General features: G+C 71.3%; 16 protein-coding genes. 4 read left to right on the forward strand and 12 right to left on the reverse strand.

Annotation, left to right across the window (positions count from 1 at the left end; translation table 11 throughout):
• Positions 1-179: 179 nt before the first annotated feature.
• The 10 genes from IQ210_RS03705 to IQ210_RS03750 form a co-directional block, all read right to left on the reverse strand.
• A complete protein-coding gene (locus IQ210_RS03705) occupies positions 180-779 on the reverse strand; it encodes a hypothetical protein (protein ID WP_194076833.1) in 600 nt (199 codons plus the stop codon).
• The gene (locus IQ210_RS03710; RefSeq protein WP_194076835.1) at positions 727-1,557 is read right to left on the reverse strand and encodes an FkbM family methyltransferase; all 831 of its coding nucleotides are present in this window, start codon (positions 1,555-1,557) and stop codon (positions 727-729) included. Before IQ210_RS03710 ends, IQ210_RS03705 begins: the two co-directional genes overlap by 53 nt.
• Positions 1,554-1,799, reverse strand: a complete 246-nt coding sequence (locus tag IQ210_RS03715; protein WP_194076837.1) for a Trm112 family protein — start codon at positions 1,797-1,799, stop codon at positions 1,554-1,556. Before IQ210_RS03715 ends, IQ210_RS03710 begins: the two co-directional genes overlap by 4 nt.
• Positions 1,796-2,707 carry a DMT family protein gene (locus IQ210_RS03720; RefSeq protein ID WP_194077111.1) on the reverse strand — a complete coding sequence of 304 codons (912 nt, stop codon included), beginning with the start codon at positions 2,705-2,707 and terminating at the stop codon, positions 1,796-1,798. Before IQ210_RS03720 ends, IQ210_RS03715 begins: the two co-directional genes overlap by 4 nt.
• A gap of 24 nt (positions 2,708-2,731) precedes the next feature.
• Complete coding sequence (locus tag IQ210_RS03725) at positions 2,732-3,475, reverse strand: class I SAM-dependent methyltransferase (RefSeq protein WP_194076839.1); 744 nt, start codon at positions 3,473-3,475, stop codon at positions 2,732-2,734.
• A complete protein-coding gene (locus IQ210_RS03730) occupies positions 3,472-4,902 on the reverse strand; it encodes a condensation protein (RefSeq protein WP_194076841.1) in 1,431 nt (476 codons plus the stop codon). The genes IQ210_RS03725 and IQ210_RS03730 overlap by 4 nt, the downstream gene beginning before the upstream one ends.
• Positions 4,899-9,065, reverse strand: coding sequence for an alpha-(1->3)-arabinofuranosyltransferase domain-containing protein (locus IQ210_RS03735; protein ID WP_194077113.1), 4,167 nt, complete (start codon positions 9,063-9,065; stop codon positions 4,899-4,901). The genes IQ210_RS03730 and IQ210_RS03735 overlap by 4 nt, the downstream gene beginning before the upstream one ends.
• On the reverse strand, positions 9,062-9,802 hold the full coding sequence (locus tag IQ210_RS03740; RefSeq protein WP_194076843.1) for a class I SAM-dependent methyltransferase: 741 nt from the start codon (positions 9,800-9,802) through the stop codon (positions 9,062-9,064). Before IQ210_RS03740 ends, IQ210_RS03735 begins: the two co-directional genes overlap by 4 nt.
• Complete coding sequence (locus tag IQ210_RS03745; RefSeq protein WP_194076845.1) at positions 9,799-10,950, reverse strand: glycosyltransferase family 4 protein; 1,152 nt, start codon at positions 10,948-10,950, stop codon at positions 9,799-9,801. Before IQ210_RS03745 ends, IQ210_RS03740 begins: the two co-directional genes overlap by 4 nt.
• A 199-nt stretch (positions 10,951-11,149) precedes the next feature.
• Positions 11,150-12,127 (reverse strand): DUF3068 domain-containing protein, encoded by a 978-nt coding sequence (locus IQ210_RS03750; protein ID WP_194076847.1) that lies wholly within the window; start codon positions 12,125-12,127, stop codon positions 11,150-11,152.
• A gap of 174 nt (positions 12,128-12,301) precedes the next feature.
• Between IQ210_RS03750 and IQ210_RS03755 the strand changes: the two genes are divergently transcribed.
• Together IQ210_RS03755 and IQ210_RS03760 are read left to right on the forward strand one after the other, a co-directional pair.
• Positions 12,302-12,454 (forward strand): hypothetical protein, encoded by a 153-nt coding sequence (locus IQ210_RS03755; RefSeq protein ID WP_169807999.1) that lies wholly within the window; start codon positions 12,302-12,304, stop codon positions 12,452-12,454.
• Positions 12,455-12,457: 3 nt separating this feature from the next.
• Positions 12,458-13,699, forward strand: a complete 1,242-nt coding sequence (locus IQ210_RS03760) for a helix-turn-helix domain-containing protein (RefSeq protein WP_194076849.1) — start codon at positions 12,458-12,460, stop codon at positions 13,697-13,699.
• On the opposite strand, the gene IQ210_RS03765 is transcribed toward IQ210_RS03760, so the two are convergent.
• Positions 13,696-14,985, reverse strand: a complete 1,290-nt coding sequence (locus IQ210_RS03765; RefSeq protein ID WP_256784825.1) for a TerD family protein — start codon at positions 14,983-14,985, stop codon at positions 13,696-13,698. The genes IQ210_RS03760 and IQ210_RS03765 overlap by 4 nt on opposite strands.
• Before the next feature lie 192 nt (positions 14,986-15,177).
• A complete protein-coding gene (locus tag IQ210_RS03770) occupies positions 15,178-17,151 on the reverse strand; it encodes a zinc ribbon domain-containing protein (RefSeq protein ID WP_194076851.1) in 1,974 nt (657 codons plus the stop codon).
• 240 nt (positions 17,152-17,391) lie between these two features.
• Here IQ210_RS03770 and IQ210_RS03775 point away from each other — a divergent pair, with 240 nt between their 5' ends.
• Both IQ210_RS03775 and IQ210_RS03780 read left to right on the forward strand, forming a co-directional pair.
• Positions 17,392-18,165: an IclR family transcriptional regulator gene (locus tag IQ210_RS03775; RefSeq protein WP_194076853.1), complete on the forward strand. Its 774-nt coding sequence runs from the start codon at positions 17,392-17,394 to the stop codon at positions 18,163-18,165.
• Complete coding sequence (locus tag IQ210_RS03780; RefSeq protein WP_194076855.1) at positions 18,162-19,019, forward strand: SMP-30/gluconolactonase/LRE family protein; 858 nt, start codon at positions 18,162-18,164, stop codon at positions 19,017-19,019. The genes IQ210_RS03775 and IQ210_RS03780 overlap by 4 nt, the downstream gene beginning before the upstream one ends.
• Positions 19,020-19,062: the final 43 nt, after the last annotated feature.

Here is a 19,062-nt window from a genome sequence, read left to right on the forward strand (position 1 = left end):
TCGCCTCCCACGGGCTGCCTCGGCTCGGAACTCACCTTCGGACCGTAGGACGAAGTGGAGCGACGGCTGCCGCATGTCCGGCATTGTCCGCTTTTCCTGTCCGTTCAGGAGCGGGCATGGGCCAAGGATGATCGAGTACGTCCGTACGAGGGTTGCGCGTGACCGTGTCTGTACGGTGCTCAGCGCACCGCCAGCCGTTGCAGCAGCCCCCAGGTGAACTCCGCCGCGCACTCCCGTCGTACGCCCTCCGCGTCCGGCGCCGTGAACGCCAGCCCCCACCTCGTCGGGGCGGTGCCCTCCAGGGGGCGGGCCGGGGCGAAGGCGCGGGCGGCCTCGTCGACCGTGCACGACCAGGGGGTGAGGTCCTCCAGGGTGCGCAGGGTCGGGGCCGGCGCGCCCGGTGCCCGGACCAGCCACTCGTTCCACACCGCCGACCCGGTCGGCGCCAGCAGCACCTCGAAGCGCAGGTCGGGCCAGAGGGGCAGCGGCCACAGCCAGGCCTCGCACTCCATGTCGCCGACCTTGCGGGTGAGGACCGACTCGGGGGTGCCGAGGACCGAGCGGTAGCGGGAGGCGGCGGCACGCGCGCGCGGGGAGTGGAGCATCGCCCGCCAACGCTTGTTGGCCTCGCGCATCTCGGCGAGCGAGGCGCCGAGTTGCCGGCGGGCGTCCTCGACCAGGTCCGGGTTGTGGTCGGCCATGCGGCGCAGCAGGACCAGCTGGAAGTCAGCGGGGCCGAAGGGGCTGGCGGGGGGCTTTGCGGAGGGCATGCGTCCCATGGTCGCCGACGGCACCGGCCGGACGGCGGCCGTCCGGGAGAAACAGGACCGAGTTGACGTACCGCGGCCCCCGGAACGGCAGCACGCGCCGCAGCAGCCCGTGGGAGACGACGTACGAGGCGCCCTCCTGGTGGGCCTCCAGCGGGAAGGAGCGCAGCGGCACCCAGGTGTCGCCCGGCAGCACCCAGCCCTCGTAGTCCAGCAGCGCCAGATACGTCACCACCGGGCCGATCGGCTGGATGCGGGACTCCAGCTCGACGAAGAGCGCCGGGCGGTCGCGGGCCAGGATGCCGGTCGCGCCGCGCAGCACCGCCAGCTCGCTGCCGTCGACGTCGACCTTCATGAACCCGACGTCCTTCAGGCCGAGTTCGTCGAGGGTGACACAGCCGACGGGCAGCGCCCGCTGGTGGATGTCCCGGCGGACCAGCGAGGACACCCCGCGTTCGCCCGTGTCGTCCGGGGGCAGCCAGAGCCGGGCGGTGCCGGGGCGTTCGGCCGCGGCGGCCTGCACGACCCGGACGTTGGGCGGGGCGGTCGCGGCGAGCAGCCGGGCCAGCCGCGGCACCGGCTCCACGGTCACCACCCGGCGGGCCCGCCCGGCGAGGCGGCGCGTCCAGGGGCCGTACCAGCCGCCGACGTCCACGGCCGTGCCGCAGCCGTCCGGGCACAGCTCGGGCAGCCGCGCGAGCTCCGGCTCGAAGCGCGGATAGACAGCCCGGGCGACGGCGGCGACCAGCCGGTCGGGCAGCAGCGGGGCGATCCTCGCGGCCAGCGTCATGGCGCCGTTCCCGTCGTCCGGGTCATCCGCTTGAGCAGGTCCTCGTGCTCGTCGTCCGTCACCTGCTCCCCGGACGAGGGCAGCAACTGCGGGATGCCGTCCACGATCGGGTAACGGCGGTGCAGCCGCGGGTTGTAGAGGACCTCGTCCGGTGCCGCCGGGCCGTCCGGCAGGACGAGGTGCAGCGGACCTTTGTCGAGCGGGCACGCCAATATCCGCAGCAGCGGGTCGTCGGGGTTCATGGGGGTGTCAACTCCTTGGCACCGATGGGGGGTTGTGGGGCGGGTTGCTGATCGTGCTTGGGCATGGACAGCAGGACGGCGACGGCGAGGACCGTGCCCGCGAGGCGCAGGGCGAGCCGCAGCGGGTCGTGCGGCAGCGTCTCGCCGAACGACAGCGTCCCGAGCACCGCCGTGAACAGACACGTCACTGTCGTGCACACCGGCACGATCAGCGAGGCACGGCACCGTTGCAGCGCGGCCTGCGACATGACGAGGCCGAACGCGCCGGTGAACAGCAGGAGATACGGATAGGGGGAACGCAGGACGTCAACGACCGCCGCCCCGAGCCCACTTGAGGTCAGCCGCGTCGACACGCCCTTGATGGCCAGCGAGCTCACCCCGTAGAGCAGGCCCACCGCCACGCCGTACTCCACACCGGTCGTGGGCAGCCGGTGCCGGTGCCGGGAGCGGCGCTCCGCCGACCCGTACAGCCATACCCCGGCGGCCAGCGACGGCACGCACACCAGCAGGATCAACGGATAAGGCGCCGCCTGACTCACCGAGTCCGCGCTCTCGTCCAGCGACAGCACCACCATCAGCAGCGCCCCGAGGATCGCGCCGAGCGCGTACCGCTCCCGCCCGGTCGTCTCCTCGCCCAGCAGCCGGGCCGACAGCAGCACCAGCAGCACCAGCCCGGAGACGAAGATGCCCTGCGCGGCGGCGATCGGCAGCGTCCGGTACACCACGAGCTGCGCCCCGAACCCGGCGGCCAGCGCGAGCGACCCACCGATCCAGAGAGGACTGCCGAGCACGAGCCGCAGCAGCCGGGCGGGCTGCCGGATCGACACCTCGGGCAAGGAGGTGAGCGCCCGTTTCTCCAGGACGAAACCGATGCTGTACAGGGTGTTCGCCAACAGGGCCGCCGCCACTCCCCACCACATGGTCCACGCCCCCTAGGTCTTCCGCGCGTGCAACAACAGGATCGAAGCGAGCGACGGTCTGCGACACGCCAGCCGGTCCAGCGGCCGCAGCGGACGCGGTACGCCGTGGAAGGGGGCCCCTTCCAGTCGTACGACGGTGAAGCCGGCCGCGGCGACGAACTCCCGCAGCGCGCGGGCGGTGTAGAGCCGCAGATGCCCCACGACCTCACGCCCCGGACGCCCGTGGATCGCCCGCAGACTGACCTCGGAGAACACCGGCTGGACCCCGGCGAGCAGCAGGGCGCGGTTGTACCAGGCGGCCAAGTTCGGTGTGGACAGCATGAGATGACCGTCAGGGCGCAGCACCCGCCGGATCTCGTCCATCGCCGCGTCCGGGTCGACGAGATGCTCGATGACCTCGCTGAACAGCACGGCGTCGACCGAGCCGGTCCCGAACGGCAGCCCGCCGCCGGTGAGTTCACCGCGCACCGCGTACGGGATCCGGGTGCGGGCACGGCGCAGGGCGTCCTGGGACCAGTCGACGCCGACGAGGTGGTGACCGGGGAGGAGAGGCGCGGCGGTGGCCGCGGCGGTTCCGTCGCCGCAGCCGATGTCCAGGATCGTCTGCGCGGGGCGCGTCTGGAGTGCCGTCGCCAGCATGCGGGCCTGGCGGAGGCTGCGGGGAGTGCCGGAGGCGACCGGGACGGCCGGGTTCTCGTAGAAATCGCGCAGTTCACGGGGCTTGGCGGCGGCCCGGTCGGTCTGGGCGGTGGTCATGACTGCTCCACGTCCGTGGTGTGCAAGTAGTGCTCGAACAGGTCGCGCAGATGGGCGCCGTCGCCGTGGCTGAGCAGGGACCGTGACCAGCGCAGGGCGAGGTGCAGCCGGCCGGCCGTGGACGCGGTCGTGACGGTCAGGCCGCGCGGCATCCTGGCCGGCGCCGAGAACCACACCGCGTGCGCGCGGCCCGCGTCCTCGCCGAAGTCCAGGGGGTACGGGATGCGGCCGATGTTGCTGAGGAGCGTTGTGGACGTCCAGGGGGCGGCGGCCCTGCGCAGGCCACGGGTGAGCGCCGCCCGCCATGCCACGGGGGTGACCGGGGCGGTGAGGAGGGTGGCGCCGTGTCCGAGTTGGGGGCGGGGGAGGGACTTCAGGGCTCGGGTGCGGGTGGCTGTGCGGGTGAGGAGGCCCTGGATGTCGGAGGTCGTCAACTCGCTCGGGGCGAAGGGGACTTCTACCAGGCGGGTGCCGTTGCCGATGGGCATGGTGAGGTCCCGGGGGCGGTCGTCCACGGGCATTGTGATGCGGAGTGGGCGGGGGTGCGTGCCGTGCTCCCTGTTCCAGTGGGCGATCGTCAGGGCCGTGGTGACCATGAGCTGGTCGTTGACGGTGTAGGGGGCGCCCTTGGGGCGGTGGGGGAGGGGGAGTTCGGTGACGAGCATGCCGTTGCCGGGGGAGGGTTCGGGGGTGCCGGGGGCTACTCGGGCGGGGGGTGACCAGTTGGAGGGGGTGTCGGTGGGGGCGGGTTGAGGTTCGGTGGTGCGGGTGGGGGGTGCGGTGGGGGAGTTGTCCTTGCCGCCGTAGATTTCGGCCGCGGTTGCTAGTACGCGGAGGCAGGCTGGGCCGTCCAGGGCGGTGTGGTTGATGGTGAGGAACAGGACCGTGCCTTGTTGCTGGGCGGGGGTGGGATTCGCTTGCCCGCGCTGGCGGGGTGCCGCTGCGCCCACCCGTGCCGCCCCAGCGGCACGACTGCCCGCAGCTGCGCCAGGAGAGCCGGTAGCTGCGGCGGGGGAGCCGGTGGCGCCGACCGCGTCTGTTGCCTCGCTGCCCTCCGCCCGGCCCGCCCCCTCCACCACCTCCAACCGCACCGGCGGTGAATCCGTCAGCGGCGGAGCCGTCGTCAGGGCGCGCGTTCGTGCGTCCCGCAGTGCGTCCCTCCCCGGCGTCGGGAACGTCACCACCTCCACGTCCGGGCGATCGGTCAGTTCCCACTCGTAGCGGCGGCGGTACCACGGCCCCCGCGCCTCCCGCATCAGGATGCGCGGGTGGCGCAGCAGGGCCTCGTGGAACGCCTTGCGCAGGCCCGCCGGGTCCAGGCGGCCCGGGAGGTGGACCTCGATGTGGACGGTCTCCGGTTCCTCCTCCTGGAGGCAGTGCCGGGCGACCTCGTCCACGACCGGGAACGGAATGGTCCTCACGCTCACGCCTTCTCTCCCCCTTCGACCCTGGGCAGGACCTGCGTCGGTGCCTCCGACTCGCCCGCACCCCCGTCCTCGTCCGGTTCGCGCACGCTCACCACCGCCGCGAACAGCCCGATCAGCGCCAGCAGTTGGGCGGCCCGGCTGAACGCCCCCTCGCCCGTCGCCACCGGCTCACCCGCTCCCGTCGCCGCCGCGATCCCCGCCCCCGCGAGGGCCACGAACGCGATCGGGACGAGCCAGGAGTGGCGGCGATACGCGAGCAGCGCCAGCACCGGGATCAGCAGGGCGAACCAGCCGGCGATCACCACGCCCACCAGCGTCAGCGCGACCGTCCCCAGCCACAGCCCCGGCGGCGGCGCCACCGGCTGCGGTTCGTCGGGGTTGGGGGCGCGCCGCCGCCACAGGGCGAGGCCCAGCAGGAGCAGCAGCGCCACACCACTGCCGATGAGGGCGCCGTCGTAGGTCACCGCCGGTTCGTACGACAGCTTGACCGTGCCGCCCGCCCCGGCCGGTACGCGCCAGCCCTGCTGCCAGCCGTCGAGCCGTACCGACGACAGTTCCTTGCCGTTCAGCGTGGCCTTCCAGCCGTCGTTGTAGTTCTCGTACGTCGTCAGATAGGTGGCCGCGCCCGAGCCGACCGTCACCTCGCGGCGGTCGCCGAGCCAGTCCCGTATCTTCAGGTCCCGGCCCGCCGGGGTGGGCTCGGTGACCGTGCCGCGGGTCAGGGTCAGGTCGGTGAGGGTCAGGGGTCCGGCGTCGCCGCCCTCGACTCGGTGGGCACCGGCGGTCAGCTCCAACTCCGGGTCGGAGCGACCCTCCTGACACAGTGTCACAGACACCGGGCGCCGCTCCCGCAGGTCCGCGATCGTGCCCTTCACGCTCGTCCGGTACAGCTCGCCGTCCACCGAGACCACGGGTCCCTCGCCGCACGGCAGGGAGAACTTCCGGGTGTCGCGGGGCTGGGGCGTGCGGTACTGGTCGAGGGACGGGATGTAGGCCTCGGTCAGGCCCACCGGGAGGCGCAGGTTCTCGTCGACGACCGGGTTGTAGAGGGTGACCGGGGCCGTGTCGGTGATGGTGATGTCGAGGCGGTCGGTGGTGATGGCCGGGAAGCGGACCCAGCCGTTCTCGTCGACACCGGCGGTCGTGGAACCGTCGGGGGAGCTGATGGAGACCTGGGTGGGGCGGGTCGCGAGGCCCCCGGCGGGGGCCAGGACCAGCTCGCTGACCGGCTGTTTTCCGTCCCAGCTGAGGTGGATGGTGGGGCGGTCGCCCGCGATCCACGCCGTGGTCAGGTCGCCGTCGGTGAGGTTGCGGGCCGACAGGCCGGTGCCGAGGGCGGAGGTGGAGTCGGCGGTGGCGACGATGCGGTTGTCCTGGTCGGGGGCGACCTCGTACAGCAGCTTGTCGAGCTCCGCGCCCGGCACGGTGGTCGCGCTCGCCTTCACCGCGTACGTCCCCGCCGTGGCCGTCGAGAAGCGGCGGTGCAGGCCGGCCTCCGTGCCGTCGGCCGCGCGGTGCAGGGAGATGAGTTCGGCGCCCGCGTCGGTGTCGTCGGCGTCCGTGGGCAGCCGAAGGAGCCGGGTCACCTGGACGTCCGGCAGATCGATCTCGGAGAAGCCCGCACCCAGCAGTCCGGAGCGGCGTTCCACCGAGTCGAGGATGGTCAGCTTCATCCAACTCGTCGGCCCTGGCGGCGCCTTGACGCTCTGCGTCATGCCGTCGGGGCGCAGGAAACTGGTCCGCGAGCCGTTCTCGGTCTCCACCCGCACCTTGGTCGGCGCCGCGCGCACGCTCTCCTGCGGCAGCGGCGTCACCTTGAACGACGACGGCATGTCGTACGCGTCGCCCGTGAACCCGATCCGCAGCCACTGCCCGTCCGCCGAGCCCAGCGAGCCCTCCACCCACGCGGTGTCGGGGTTGCCGTCGAAGGCGTTGACGGGGTCGAACTGCGGAAGGTGGAACAGCCAGTTGCCGTACGACGACGCCGTCACCGAGCTCGCGCCGCGCAGTTGGGCGACCGTCTGGTGGTCGAGGCCCTTGGCCGGCAGGATCTGGTGCGGTTTCTCCCCGGCGTCCTCGGAGGCGTCCGGCGCATTGCGCTCGTCACTGGTGTACGTGTACGACGTGTTGGAGTTGACCAGCCCGAACCGGGTGTCGGCGCGGCGCAGTCCGTCACCGGTGATCTGGAGCTGCGGAGTGCCGAGCCCGGGGTGGTTGTCGCCGGTCAGGACCGTCGCCCGGCCGCGCAGTTCGGAGGCCAGCGGCAGCAGCGACTCGGGGCCGCCGGAGACGGTGGCGGTGTCCGCGACCGGCAGCAGTCCGGCGTGCCCGGGGTTCGGGGTGCCGTCGGGCGGCATGTAGATCTCCACCGCCCGCTGCCTCGGGTACAGTCCCTCCACCGCGAGCGGCGCGTCGTGCACGATCCGGCCGCCGGTCATGATCGGCCCGTAGCCGATGACCCGCTTGTACCCGGACTGCTCCAGCGTCCGCTTGACGACGGTCGTCGGCACATAGCCGATCTGGTCGGGGTCGAGGTCGTTGCGGACGACGACGTACCGGATGCCGGAGCGGGCCAGGAAGTCGGCGAGCCCGGGGACCTCGCCGCCGCTCGTCAGGGCGTCCTCCACGGCGTCCATGGCACGTCGGTTGCCGGCCGTGCCGAAGGGGACGTAATCGCGTTGCGCCCAGCGGGACTTGGCGACCACGTCCAGGGGCTGGTCGATGGTCGAGCCCCAGGTGTAGATGCCGTGCGCGGTCGCCGGGACGACGAGCGCACGGGAGTCGGGTGAGAACTTCTCCAGCCAAGTGGCCGTAGATTTCCAGTACTTGGGGATCTCCTGGAAGGACCCCGGGTTCAGGATCGACCCGTTGAGGTACGGCCACATCAGCCCCGGCAGGATCAGCACGGCCGCGACCAGCGGAGCGAACCGCCGCCCCCGTACCGGCCGCGCCCCGCGCGTCTCGGCGGCGACCCCGACGAGATGGGCGAGCCCCAGCACCAGGGCCAGCGCCAGCCCCGTCTGGAACTTGTAGATGTTCCGGAACGGCGCGAGCCCCCCGTTCAGCCAGTCCTGCACGACCCCGTGGAAGGGCGCCCCGAACCCGCCGCCGTACCCGGCGAGCAGGATCAGCGCGGCCACGATCACCGTCAGCGTCAGCCAGCGCCGCTCCGGCAGGTCCCGGCGCGCGAGGCCCGCGAGCCCGAGCCCGGCGGCCAGCGCCGAGCACACGATCACGATCACCGACGACGCCACCGTCCACCCGGCCGGCAGCCACGCCTCACCGAAGTGCAGATAGGCGACCCAGTTACCGCCGCCGCGCAGCGCCTCCGTCGCCGACATGGTCTCGGTGGTGGTCTGCGCGCTCTCGACGTACGGCAGGAAGTTCTCCCCGTAGACGCCGAGCAGCAGCAGCGGGATCCACCACCAGGCGGTCGCCAGGATCACGCCGGGGATCCACCAGGCGAGCAGCTTTCTCTGCCGGGGCCCGGAGGGCCGGGTGAGGAGATACAGGCCCACCGGCAGCAGGGAGGCGAGGGTGGCGGCCGCGTTCACGCCGCCCATGAACGGGATGAGCAGCGCCGAGCGCACGGCGGCGACCCGCGCGCTGTACCGCTCGTCCGTCAACGGCAGCAGCACCCACGGCAGGAAGGCGCCGGGCAGCGCGGCGGCGGACGTCGACCCGATGACGATGGTGAAGACCGGCCAGAGCGCATACGCGAGAGCGGCGAGCAGCCGGGAGGACGGGCTCCCGATCCGCAGCCGCTCCGCGAGCCGCAGCGCGCCCCAGAAGGCGACCGACACGATGAGCGACAGCCACAGCCGCTCCGCCAGCCACACCGGCAGCCGTACGGCGTCGGCCAGCCAGTAGAACGGCAGCATCGGCCACAGATAGCCGGTGTACTGGTCGGAGATCCCGCCGAAGGACCCCTGGTCCTGCCACAGCTGCCCGAGATCGTCGAAGAACCGCCCCGGGTCGACCGTCACACCCAGCTTGGTGTCGAAGGTCTGCCGCCCCGGATGCACCGCCAGCAGCAGCACGAACACCACGGCCCAGAACCCCACCAGCCACCGACGTGACCGCGGGCCCTCCGGCGGGCCCGACATGCGCGCGGTGGAGGGGACGGCGGCCGGAGGAGGGGCCTGGACCGTGGACGTCGTCATGGTGGACACCGCCGGAGGATGAGGAGGAGGTTCCAGGTGGCCACCTCGCGGATACCGGGCGCCTTCACCACGGTCTCGGCGAGGAACGGCCAGTAGCGGGAGCGCGCCGAGACGACCCGTACGTCGTCACGGGCGCGCACCTGCCGCAGGGTGGGGCCGATGTGCACGGCGAACAGGTTCTCGCCGAGGGTGTGCTTCGCGGCCCTGCCGGTACGGCGCCGATAACGGGCCCGCGCCCGCTCGGCGCCCAGATAGTGCCAGGGCGCCCACTCGTGGCCGCCCCACGGGGACAGCCAGTTGGTGAACGACAGATAGATCAGCCCACCGGGCCGCGTCACCCGCACCAGCTCACTGACGAAGGTCTGCGGATCGGCGACATGCTCAAGCACGTTGGAGGAGAAGGTGACGTCCGCGACCCCGTCGTACAACGGCAACAGATACCCGTCGGCGATCACGGCCCCGTCGGGCGGCTTGGCGCCGAGTTCCGTCACGTCGGGTTCGAAGAGGTAGGCGTGGGCACCGCGCCGCCGGAACTCCTCGGTGAAGCAACCGCTGCCACCACCGACGTCGACGACGGTACGACCGGCGACGGGCCCGTCGTAGGCCTCGACCTGATCGACGGAGTCGCGGGCGAGGAGCGAGTAGCAGGCGTCGGGATCGTCCTGCTCATGGAGGAAGGCGCGGAACAGGGCAAGGGATCTACGCAACGAAGGGTCTTTGAGAGCGGTGCCTGTCATGGCGCCCAGCTCCTCACCGCCTCGGAGGCCACCGCGCGGAACTGTCTGACGGTCCGGTCCCAGCGATAGCGCGCCGCGTGCTCCCGGGCAGCCTTGCCCATCAACTCCCGCCGTTCGCCGGACAACGCGAGCGTGCACCAGGCGGCAGCGAAGGAAGACTCCCCTCGTGCCAACACACCCGTCTCCCCGTCCACGACGGAATCCCGAAGTCCAGGCACGTCGAAGGCGATCGTCGGCGTCTCGCGGGTGGCGGCCTCGGTGACGACCAGCCCCCACCCTTCCACCGCCGACGGATGCATCAACATCCACGCCTCGCACAGCAGCCGGTGCTTCTCGGCCTCGGATACATGGCCCCTGAACTCCACTCCAGGACCTGCGAGTTGCTCCAGCCGCTCCCGTTCAGGACCGTCCCCGACGATGACAAGCCGCCCGCCGGTCACGGGACGCACCCGTTCCCACAGCCGCAACAGCAGATCGATCCGCTTGTACTCGACCAGCCGGCCGACGGCGACGAACAACGGCTCCGGCGACCGGTCGGCCCGCGGCCCCGGCTCCTCAACCCCGTTGTGGACGACACGAATACGATCACGCTCCACACCGATCCCGCGGAGCGCCTGCGCGGTGGACGGCGACACGGCCACCAGCAGACTCCGGTGCTGTGCACCGGTAAGCGCCCAGTGTTCGAGTCTTCGGCCGAGCCGCGCGGCCGGGGCCATAGGCCCGCCGAACCGCATCTTCCACAGGTCGGTGTGGACGTGGTTGACCAGGCACAGCGTGGGACCGCGGTGCCAGACGGGCGCGAAGTACGGCATCCCGTTGCAGACCTCGACCAGCAGATCGCAGTCGCCGACCTGACGGGAGAAGGCGGAGCGGGCGCGCAGAAAGTGTCCGAGCTCGCCGCCCGCGGAGACGACCCGGTAGTCGCGGTACGACGCGGGACCGCCGCACAGCAGGGTGACCTGGTGGCCGAGACGGGTGAGGCCGTCGGCGAGCCGGTCGACCAGGAGCTCGGAGCCCCCGGCGGCCGGGTTGCCCAGGTCACGATGGGCGAGGAAAACGATTCGGCGCGGAGGTGGGGGGAGCGCCGAGGGGTGCTGCGATGCCGGGGGGTGCGTGGCGCGCAGCGACGAAGGCACGTGCTGGGGCATGCGTGCTCCAACTCGTCTCAGGGTGCGGAACTTGAAGCGTGGGGCGGTGCTTTACGTTCCTGTGGGGGATTTGAGTGCTTCCTACGAGGGGATTGTGGGCGGACTGTGCTCGGGTGGGGGTGGACAGTTTTCGCCCACCCGTTCCTCATTGCTACTCACGGGGATGACAATTTCCGGGCTTATTAGAGCTGACGTCACGTCACATCGTGAGCGCGGGATCGGGTATATCGGAATTACCGGGATGCCGCCTCCCTCGTACCAACAAAACGGAACCGGCCACCACCAGGACGAACCCGCCCACAGCCGCCCCGATCGGCACCGTCACGCCGATCGCCTTCAGCTGCCCGCTGTCCCGCTTGGCCTGCTTCACGGCGTCCTTCTGCGTCGCCGTGGTGAACGCGATCTTCTCGCTGTCCAGCAGCACCACCGCGTCCTTCTTCGCACCCGGCGCCCGCAGTGTGCGCTTGGGGCCGACCTGGGCGTAGATCACCCGGCCGGTGCGCTGGTCGACGACCAGCTCGATGCCGTGGTTGGAGTACCACTCCTCGGCCAGCACCTGCGGCTGGTTCTTCAGGCCGACGATCGTGCCCGGCACCAGCCGGGTGCCGACCTTCGCCGGGGCGACCGTGCCGGTGAACCGGTAGCCCGTGTACCCCTGGATCTTCTTGGTGTCCCGGTAGGTCAACACGACGGTCGAACCGAGGGAGTTGTCCCACCACTGGTACGAGCGTTTCTGCACGTCGAAGGGGAACTTCAGGTACGCCTCGCCCTCGATGTACGGCTTCTCGCCGCAGCAGTGCACCGGCTTGGTCGTCTTGCGGTTCATCACCCAACGGTGCGGGATGAACTCCAGCGCGTCGTGCGGATCGGCGGCCGGCAGCGACTTGTCGGTGTCGACCGTGGTCGTCACGTCCCAGACGGCGTCGCCGCTGCGCTCGCTGTCCTCGACGTTGCCGCGCACCCGCTGGGTGACGGTGATCTCCTGGTCGGGCACGGTCTCGACCTTGTCGGTGTCGAAGACGCTGCCGGTGCCCTTGTAGACGGCGGTCTGGTCGATGTCGATCGGGTTCACGGCGGCCCGCGGGGTCACGTACCACGCCAGCAGGGGCGCCAGGACCAGCAGGAACGTGCCGAGTCCCAGCAGAATCAGTGAGATCGGTGAGGCTGTACGGCGCATCCGGGCACTCCAGGGGCGTGAGGGTACGGAGTTCGGGCCGCTCTATGGGCCGGGAACCGTAGAGCCGTCTTGACGAGGTGTCAATCTCATGTCGACACTGGGGCGGACCGACAGGGTGGGACGCCGGGGTGGGGACAACCGCCGGAAGAGAGCCACTGAGAGGCTGACCCTGCGATGTCCAGACTGCTCGCCGCCGCTTTGACCGTCGCGGCCGCCGCCGTGCTCGCCGTGGGTGCCGCGCTCGGCATCGTCGCCCTGCTCGACGCCACGCCCGACCAGCCCAACACCCCCTTGATCACGTACGAGCAAGCGGGCCAGGGGAGTTGAGACGTGACGGCCCGCCCGGCAACCGTCAACTCCCGCTCGGCCTGGCTCGACGTACCCCGCCTCCAGGTGCGCCGGTTCGCCGCGATCGCCATGGCCGAGGCGCCCGAACTCGCCGACGAGATCCTGCGCGAGATCCGCCGCGAGTACCCGCATCTGCCCGTCGTTCTCGACGAGTCCGGCGAGCCGATGGCCCTCGTCGGCATCCGCCGCGCCATCGAGGTCTTCGTCCAGCACCTGGAGACCGCCGAGGGCCGCCCCACCGTGCCGCCCGGCGTCTTCCAGGAGTTCGGCCGCGGCGAGGGCCTCGGCGGCCGCAGCCTGGACTCCCTCCAGGCGATCTACCGCATGGGCGTACGGCTCGCCTGGCGCCGCTTCGCCGAGATCGGCCAGCGCGTCGAGATCCCGCCACCCGCGATGTACGAACTCGTCGACGCGGGCTACGAGTATCTCGACGGCCTCGTCGACCAGTCGGTCCGCGGCTACGCGGAAGCGGCGGCCCGCCAGGCCGGCGAGCGCTTACGCCTCCAACGCGGTCTGATGGAACTCCTGTTGGCCGAACGCCCCCGCGGCGGCAACCCCGACGACCTGCTCACCGAACGCGCCGCCCGGATCGGCTGGACCCTCCCCGAGAAGGTCGCCGTCGGCGTCCTGCTGCGCCCGGCCCGCGAGGCCATGGCACCCGCGGTCGGCCAGGGCGTCCTGCTCGACATGGAGTACGAGCAGCCCCGCATGGTCGTCCCCGAACCCGACTGCGCCGGACGCCCCGAACTCCTGCACCGTGCCCTGACCGGCTGGGCCGGCGCCATCGGACCGCCCGTCCCGCTCGCCGACGCGGCGAAGTCGCTGCGCTGGGCGGAGGCGGCGGTGACCCTGATGGAACGCGGACTGCTGCCGGCCGGCGAGGTCCTCCACTGCACGGAACACACCGAGGCCCTGGTCCTCCTCCAACCGGAGGAACTCATCGACGACCTGGCCCTGCGCTGCCTGGCCCCCCTCGCCCACTGCGGCCCCACCCACGGCCGCCGCCTCGCCGAAACCCTGCTGGCCTGGCTGGAGACCCGTGGCGGCGCCCCGGAGGTGGCCGCCCGGCTCGGCGTCCACCCCCAGACGGTCCGCTACCGCCTGCGCCAGATCCGCGAACTCTGGGGCGCCGAGATCGACGACCCGGACCGCCGCTTCGAACTGGAACTGGTCCTGCGGGCCCAGAGGCTGAGAGGCTCGCTGGGTGTGGCGGGCCGTTCCTAGTCCCGTCCCTTGAACTCCACCGGCCCCGCGTTCATCTCGATCGTGCCGTCCGGATGCAGGACCGGGCGGCGCTCGGTCATGCGGCCGCTGTACGCCTCGATGTGGTGGATCGCCGCGCCGTCCGCCGAGGTGAAGTCGACGAGGGCGATGGCCACCCAGTAGCGGGTCTTGGTGTTCTCGAAGAGCGGGACCGTGACGTTCGAACCACGGCCGTCGTCCACGACCACCTGCGCGCCGAAGCTCTTGAAGGACCCGAAGCCGTTGCTGAGGGCGGAGTACGCGCACAGCAGGACGTACCCCTGCTGGTCCGGGCGGACGATCCGGACGGTCTCGCGGCCGGGGACCTTGGAGTCGCCGTCGAGCTGGATGTAGGGAGCCTGCTTCAGCGAGCCGAGGTTCTTGTAGTAGACGACGTCGGCCTTCGGGCCCTTGTCGCCCTTCTCCGGCATCTTCTTCGCGAGGCCGGTCTTCACGATCGTGCCGGGCGCCTCGGACCCGCCCCGCTGCGCCTTCGACGCGGGCACGAAGAGGGCGTACAGATCGAGGTCGGCACCCCGGCGCCGCCGCTGGTCACTGCCGCCGTCCCACTCCAGGGCCACGGTGACCACCAGCTCGCGGTCCTGCTTGTCCAGGCTGATCGCGACCTGGCCGCCCTTGTCGAGGCTGACCTTGCCGAGCGGGGGTTTGACGAGGCTGGTGGGAGCGGCGGCGGGTGCGGGAGCCGGGGGTGTTTTCACGGGCGCCGACGGAGTCTCCGCGGGTTCCTCGGACTCCGACACATCGATCCCGAAGTCCGTCGCCAGCCCCGCCAGCCCCTCCGCGTACCCCTGCCCGATGGCCCGCAGCTTCCAGCCGTCGCCCCGCCGGTACAGCTCCATCAGCAGGACGGCCCGCTCCCCGTCGACCAGGGGCGGCTGCCGGAAGACGACGGGATCGGCACCGTCCTGGACACCCCGCACCTCGACGTCCGCGACCGTGCGGAACGTACGCGACAGGTCGTCCGGGTCGCAGCTCGCGACCAGCACCACCCGGTCCACGTCGGCGGGCAGCGCACCCGGGTCGACGGCGATCCGCTCGGGTGCGCCGGCGTCCGCGGCGAGGTGGCGGACGGCGCCGGACTCGGCGGTGGGCTGGTTGTAGAAGACGAGGTCGGCGTCGGACCTGACCCTGCCGTCCGCGCCGACCAGCAGGGCGCTGAGGTCGACCGGATCGCCCGCGGAGCGCAGTTCGGCGGTCAGCGGCCCCGCCCCGACCGCGGTGTTCCCGCCCTTGAGAAGTTCAGGCACAGCGACTACCCCCACCCCATCGATGTGACGCCACCTTGTCACATCGGAGGTGGCAGGCAAGGGGGTGCGTCGGTGGACGGGCCCGTCCTGATGAACCACCGCGGTCTTGTAGAAGCGGTGCACGGCGTCGTCCGCACTGCGGATGAAGCCGGACTCGGGCGTCCATCAACCCACGTTGAGTAGCGTCTCTGATCAGTTCAGTGATCCCGTGCGCCACGTGGTGTCTGGCGTGCGAGTTTCCCACCGTGGAGGGGTGGCGTGGGCGTGCAGGTGGAAGCCCGCGCCCAGCGCTGCTCCTCGTGACCGATGTCGGCCGGTGGCGAGTGTGCTGATCGTCATCACGCTCTGGTGCCGGTGTGCTGCGCGGGGTAGCCGCGTCCGGCCCGTTGATGCGTGTCCCTCCGGACGCTTGCCCGCCGGGCCTTGCGGCCTGGTGGGGGAGGGTGCCCTGCGTCGCCTGGGCGCGGGGCGTGTGGCACGTGGCCGGGTGGGTCCGGTCTTGGACCGGTCCTTCCGGCTGGGTTCCGGGGAGGCCGGGGTGACCACCGCCCTGGCCTCAAACTTGTCCACGACGGAGCGGATGATCATGGCGCCACTGCCGCGGTCCACCACAGTTCTTGTCTGGTGTGTGAGGCCGCGTGCGGCGATTCGCTGCCATGCCCCGGCGTCGCGGTCGCCCTGGTAACCGCAGGAACTGCAGATGGCCCACTTCCAGCCCGCTGTGGTGGTGTCCGGGGCTTTGCGGTGTCGCAGAGGTACGAGGCACCGCGGGCAGTGCCTCGATGTGTTCTTCGCGGGCACGGCCACGACGGCGACACCGGCCTCGGCAGCAAGGTGACGCATCCGGTTCACGAGCTGCCCGCGCACCGTCTGGGACATGCGGGTGTTGTGGGCGCGGCCCATACCGAGCGCTTCCATGGAGCGGAGGTCTTCGACGTAGATCACCGTGGCTCCGGCGGCGATGGCCTGATCGACGGCCCAGCGTGCGGCGGCCCGGGCCAGAGCGTCGTTGAGGTTCGACCTTTTGTCGCAGACTCGGCGGATCTCGTCCCGCAGGACCTGGTACCGGGTCGTCAGACCGTGCTGTCTGTCGTCCTTGATGAGCCGCTGGTACTGGTCGGCCTTGGCCTGTAGGTGCTCGAAGTGGCGGCGCAGCCGGTGCTGCTTGGCGAGGACACCGGTGGCGCGGAACATCCCCCCGCTGCCGAGGGCAGTGATGGTTTTGTCGCCGTCCAGCTGGACGGCCCCGGCGGACAGAAGGGTGTTCAAGCCCCAGTCCACACCGAGCGCGATCGTGTGACCGGTGCGCTGGGTCTTGCGGACGGGGTGGGTGTATGCGAGATCAGCACGTACCCGCCCGCTGTGGATGCGCAGGGTGGGTAGGTGCAGCACCGCGCTGACAGGGATGGTTGGCGGTAGCACGATGGGGCAGGCCACCCATGTCCAGTCCTTGTACGACCGGGGGTCGGGGCGGGTGGGCAGTTGCAGCCTCAGCAGTGCTCGACCCGGATCGCTCTCGTGCCGTTCAATGGTGGCCTGCTGTCCGTCACACGCCGAGAGCAGCAGCATCCGGGCGGTGCTGGGCGGGCTTTCCAACTCGAAGATGTCTACCGGCAACCGGCCCTGCCTGCGCTCGAAGGCGCTGACCTGCCGGGTCCGGGACCGGATCACACCGGACGGCAGGAACCGGCCGCCGGGCACCGCATCCCGAACCTGATCCCACTCATCTGCGGTGCGCTTGGCCGGATCCGCGGGCCACGTCATGAGGACGCCTGCGGTCAGATCGGCACGCCACTTCACCGACCGCGCAGCCCGTCCGGCCTGCTCCTGTGCCATACGCACGATCCGGTCATTGACCTTGACGCCTTCCGGCGGCGCGACGCTCCAGCCCAGGCGGCGCAGGGCCATCCATGCCTGCGACGGCAGCTTCCTGCTGCCCGCGTCCTCGCCGGAGGCCAGTACGTCGATGTCGGCGGTGTTCCAGTGTCCGGTGGTCAGCTCATCAGCCATACCGGATATCAGGCAGGCGGCCCAGCCGACTCGCTTCGTCAGGGCAGAAGCGGACAGAGGCCCGTCGGTCTCCTCGTCAACTGCGGTGCGCAACAAGCCAGGGGCGCAGGCGGTACGCGAGATCTCGCCTTCGCCGAGCGGCAGCCTTCGGCTCACCCGCGCCCCCTTGTCCGCTCGCGATGCTGTCATCCGATCAACGACACTCCTGTGAAAAGGTCACGCATTCGAATCGCGTGCCCGCGTGCGATCTGAGCGGACCGCAGACCACTGTCGATCCCACAGGAAACCCGTTAGCCTGTGTTCGTTATTCCGATCGCCTGTTGAAATCTCGAACAACGTGAACGATGCTCGACAGGCGCCGAACTCCACAGACACCTCACAGGGAGGGGGCCGAACGTGGGACGTCTCGTACCTGCCGTGACCCGGGCTCTCGACATCCTCGAGCTCTTCCTCGACGGCGACGGCACGCTCTCCGCCCCGGACATAGTGCGCAAGCTCCAGCTGCCGCGCACCACCGTGCACGAGCTGGTCACCACGCTCGCCGCACGGTCGTACATCGTCCCGGTACCGGGTCAGCCGGGACGCTACCGGCTCGGCGTGCGTCCGTACCAGCTCGGCAGCCGCTACGCCGAGCAGCTCGACCTCGCCGCCGAGGGCCAGCAGGTCGCCCGCTCGGTCGCCGAGACCTGCGACGAGACCGTCCACGTGGCCATCCTCGAGGGCACCGACGTCATCTACATCGCGAAGGTCGACTCCACGCACGCGGTGCGCATGGTGTCCGCCGCGGGACGCCGGCTGCCCGCCCACTGCACCTCCGTCGGCAAGATGCTCCTGGCCTCGCTGCCCGAGCCGGAGCTGAGCTCCCGCATCCCGGACAACGCGGACCTGACCGCGATGACTCCGAACAGCATCACCGACCCGGCCGCTCTGCGCGAGGCCCTCGCCGAGATCCGTGAGCGGGGTCTCGCCGTGGAGCGCCGCGAGTCCAACCCGGACGTCTCCTGCGTGGCCGCCCCGGTCCGCGACCGCACCGGCCGGGTCGTGGCCGCGCTGTCGATCTCGGTGCCGATGATCCGCTGGAGCGAGGACCGCCGCGAGGAGCTGGAGCAGCTCGCCGCCAAGGGCGCCGTCGAGCTGTCCGAGCGCCTGGGCCACCGGAGCGTGGGATGACCTCGAAGACGTACGACTACGAGGTCGCCGTCCGCGCCGAGGCGACCCTCGGCGAGGGCCCGACCTGGGACGCGGCGACCGGCCGGCTGCTCTGGCTGGACATCCTGGGCGCCCGCCTGCACACCTACGACCCGGCGACCGGCCACCGCACGGTCCGCGTCACCGACCAGCACGTGGGCGCCGCGAAGCCACGCGCGAACGGCGGCCTGGTCCTCAACCTGCGCGACGGCGTCGCCCTCCTCGACCCCGACGACACCTTCCGCTGGCTCCACCACGAGCCGGTCCCGGGCCGCCGCGCCAACGACGCGGCGATCGCCCCCGACGGCTCCCTCTGGGCCGGCACCATGCGCTACGACGAGGCCCCCGGCGGCGGCACCCTGACCCGCTTCACACCCGACGGCACGGCGGAGACGGTCCTCGACGACGTGGCGGTCAGCAACGGCACGGGCTGGAGCCCGGACGGCCGCCTGATGTACTACATCGACTCCCCGACCCGCCGCGTCGACGTCTTCGACCACGACGCGGGGAAGGTTTCGAACCGCCGCCCCTTCGCCGAGATCGAGGACGGCGCGGGCTTCCCGGACGGCCTCACGGTCGACGCGGACGGCTGCGTGTGGGTGGCCCTGTGGGACGGTGGAGCGGTACGCCGCTATACGCCGGAGGGCAGCCTGGACCGCGTGATCACCCTGCCGACCCCGAGGGTGACGGCGTGCGTGTTCGGGGGGAAGGACTTGACGGACCTGTACATCACGACGGCGAGGGTGGGACTGGAGACTCCACACCCGGTGGCGGGCTCGCTGCTGGTGGTACTGGGCGCAGGGAAGGGATTGCAGCAACCTTCATTCGCCGGGTAACTGCATGTCCCTAAGGGGCGCGGGGAACTGCGCGACCAGCCCC

This window comes from Streptomyces justiciae, from assembly GCF_015163075.1.
GTDB lineage: Bacteria > Actinomycetota > Actinomycetes > Streptomycetales > Streptomycetaceae > Streptomyces > Streptomyces justiciae.

Bases quoted from the DNA above. Each gene is read 5' to 3' on its own strand.
- IQ210_RS03705 (WP_194076833.1), bottom strand. From the start codon at position 779: ATGGGACGCATGCCCTCCGCAAAGCCCCCCGCCAGCCCCTTCGGCCCC.
- IQ210_RS03710 (WP_194076835.1), bottom strand. From the start codon at position 1,557: ATGACGCTGGCCGCGAGGATCGCCCCGCTGCTGCCCGACCGGCTGGTC.
- IQ210_RS03715 (WP_194076837.1), bottom strand. From the start codon at position 1,799: ATGAACCCCGACGACCCGCTGCTGCGGATATTGGCGTGCCCGCTCGAC.
- IQ210_RS03725 (WP_194076839.1), bottom strand. From the start codon at position 3,475: ATGACCACCGCCCAGACCGACCGGGCCGCCGCCAAGCCCCGTGAACTG.
- IQ210_RS03735 (WP_194077113.1), bottom strand. From the start codon at position 9,065: ATGACGACGTCCACGGTCCAGGCCCCTCCTCCGGCCGCCGTCCCCTCC.
- IQ210_RS03740 (WP_194076843.1), bottom strand. From the start codon at position 9,802: ATGACAGGCACCGCTCTCAAAGACCCTTCGTTGCGTAGATCCCTTGCC.
- IQ210_RS03745 (WP_194076845.1), bottom strand. From the start codon at position 10,950: ATGCCCCAGCACGTGCCTTCGTCGCTGCGCGCCACGCACCCCCCGGCA.
- IQ210_RS03750 (WP_194076847.1), bottom strand. From the start codon at position 12,127: ATGCGCCGTACAGCCTCACCGATCTCACTGATTCTGCTGGGACTCGGC.
- IQ210_RS03755 (WP_169807999.1), top strand. From the start codon at position 12,302: ATGTCCAGACTGCTCGCCGCCGCTTTGACCGTCGCGGCCGCCGCCGTG.
- IQ210_RS03780 (WP_194076855.1), top strand. From the start codon at position 18,162: ATGACCTCGAAGACGTACGACTACGAGGTCGCCGTCCGCGCCGAGGCG.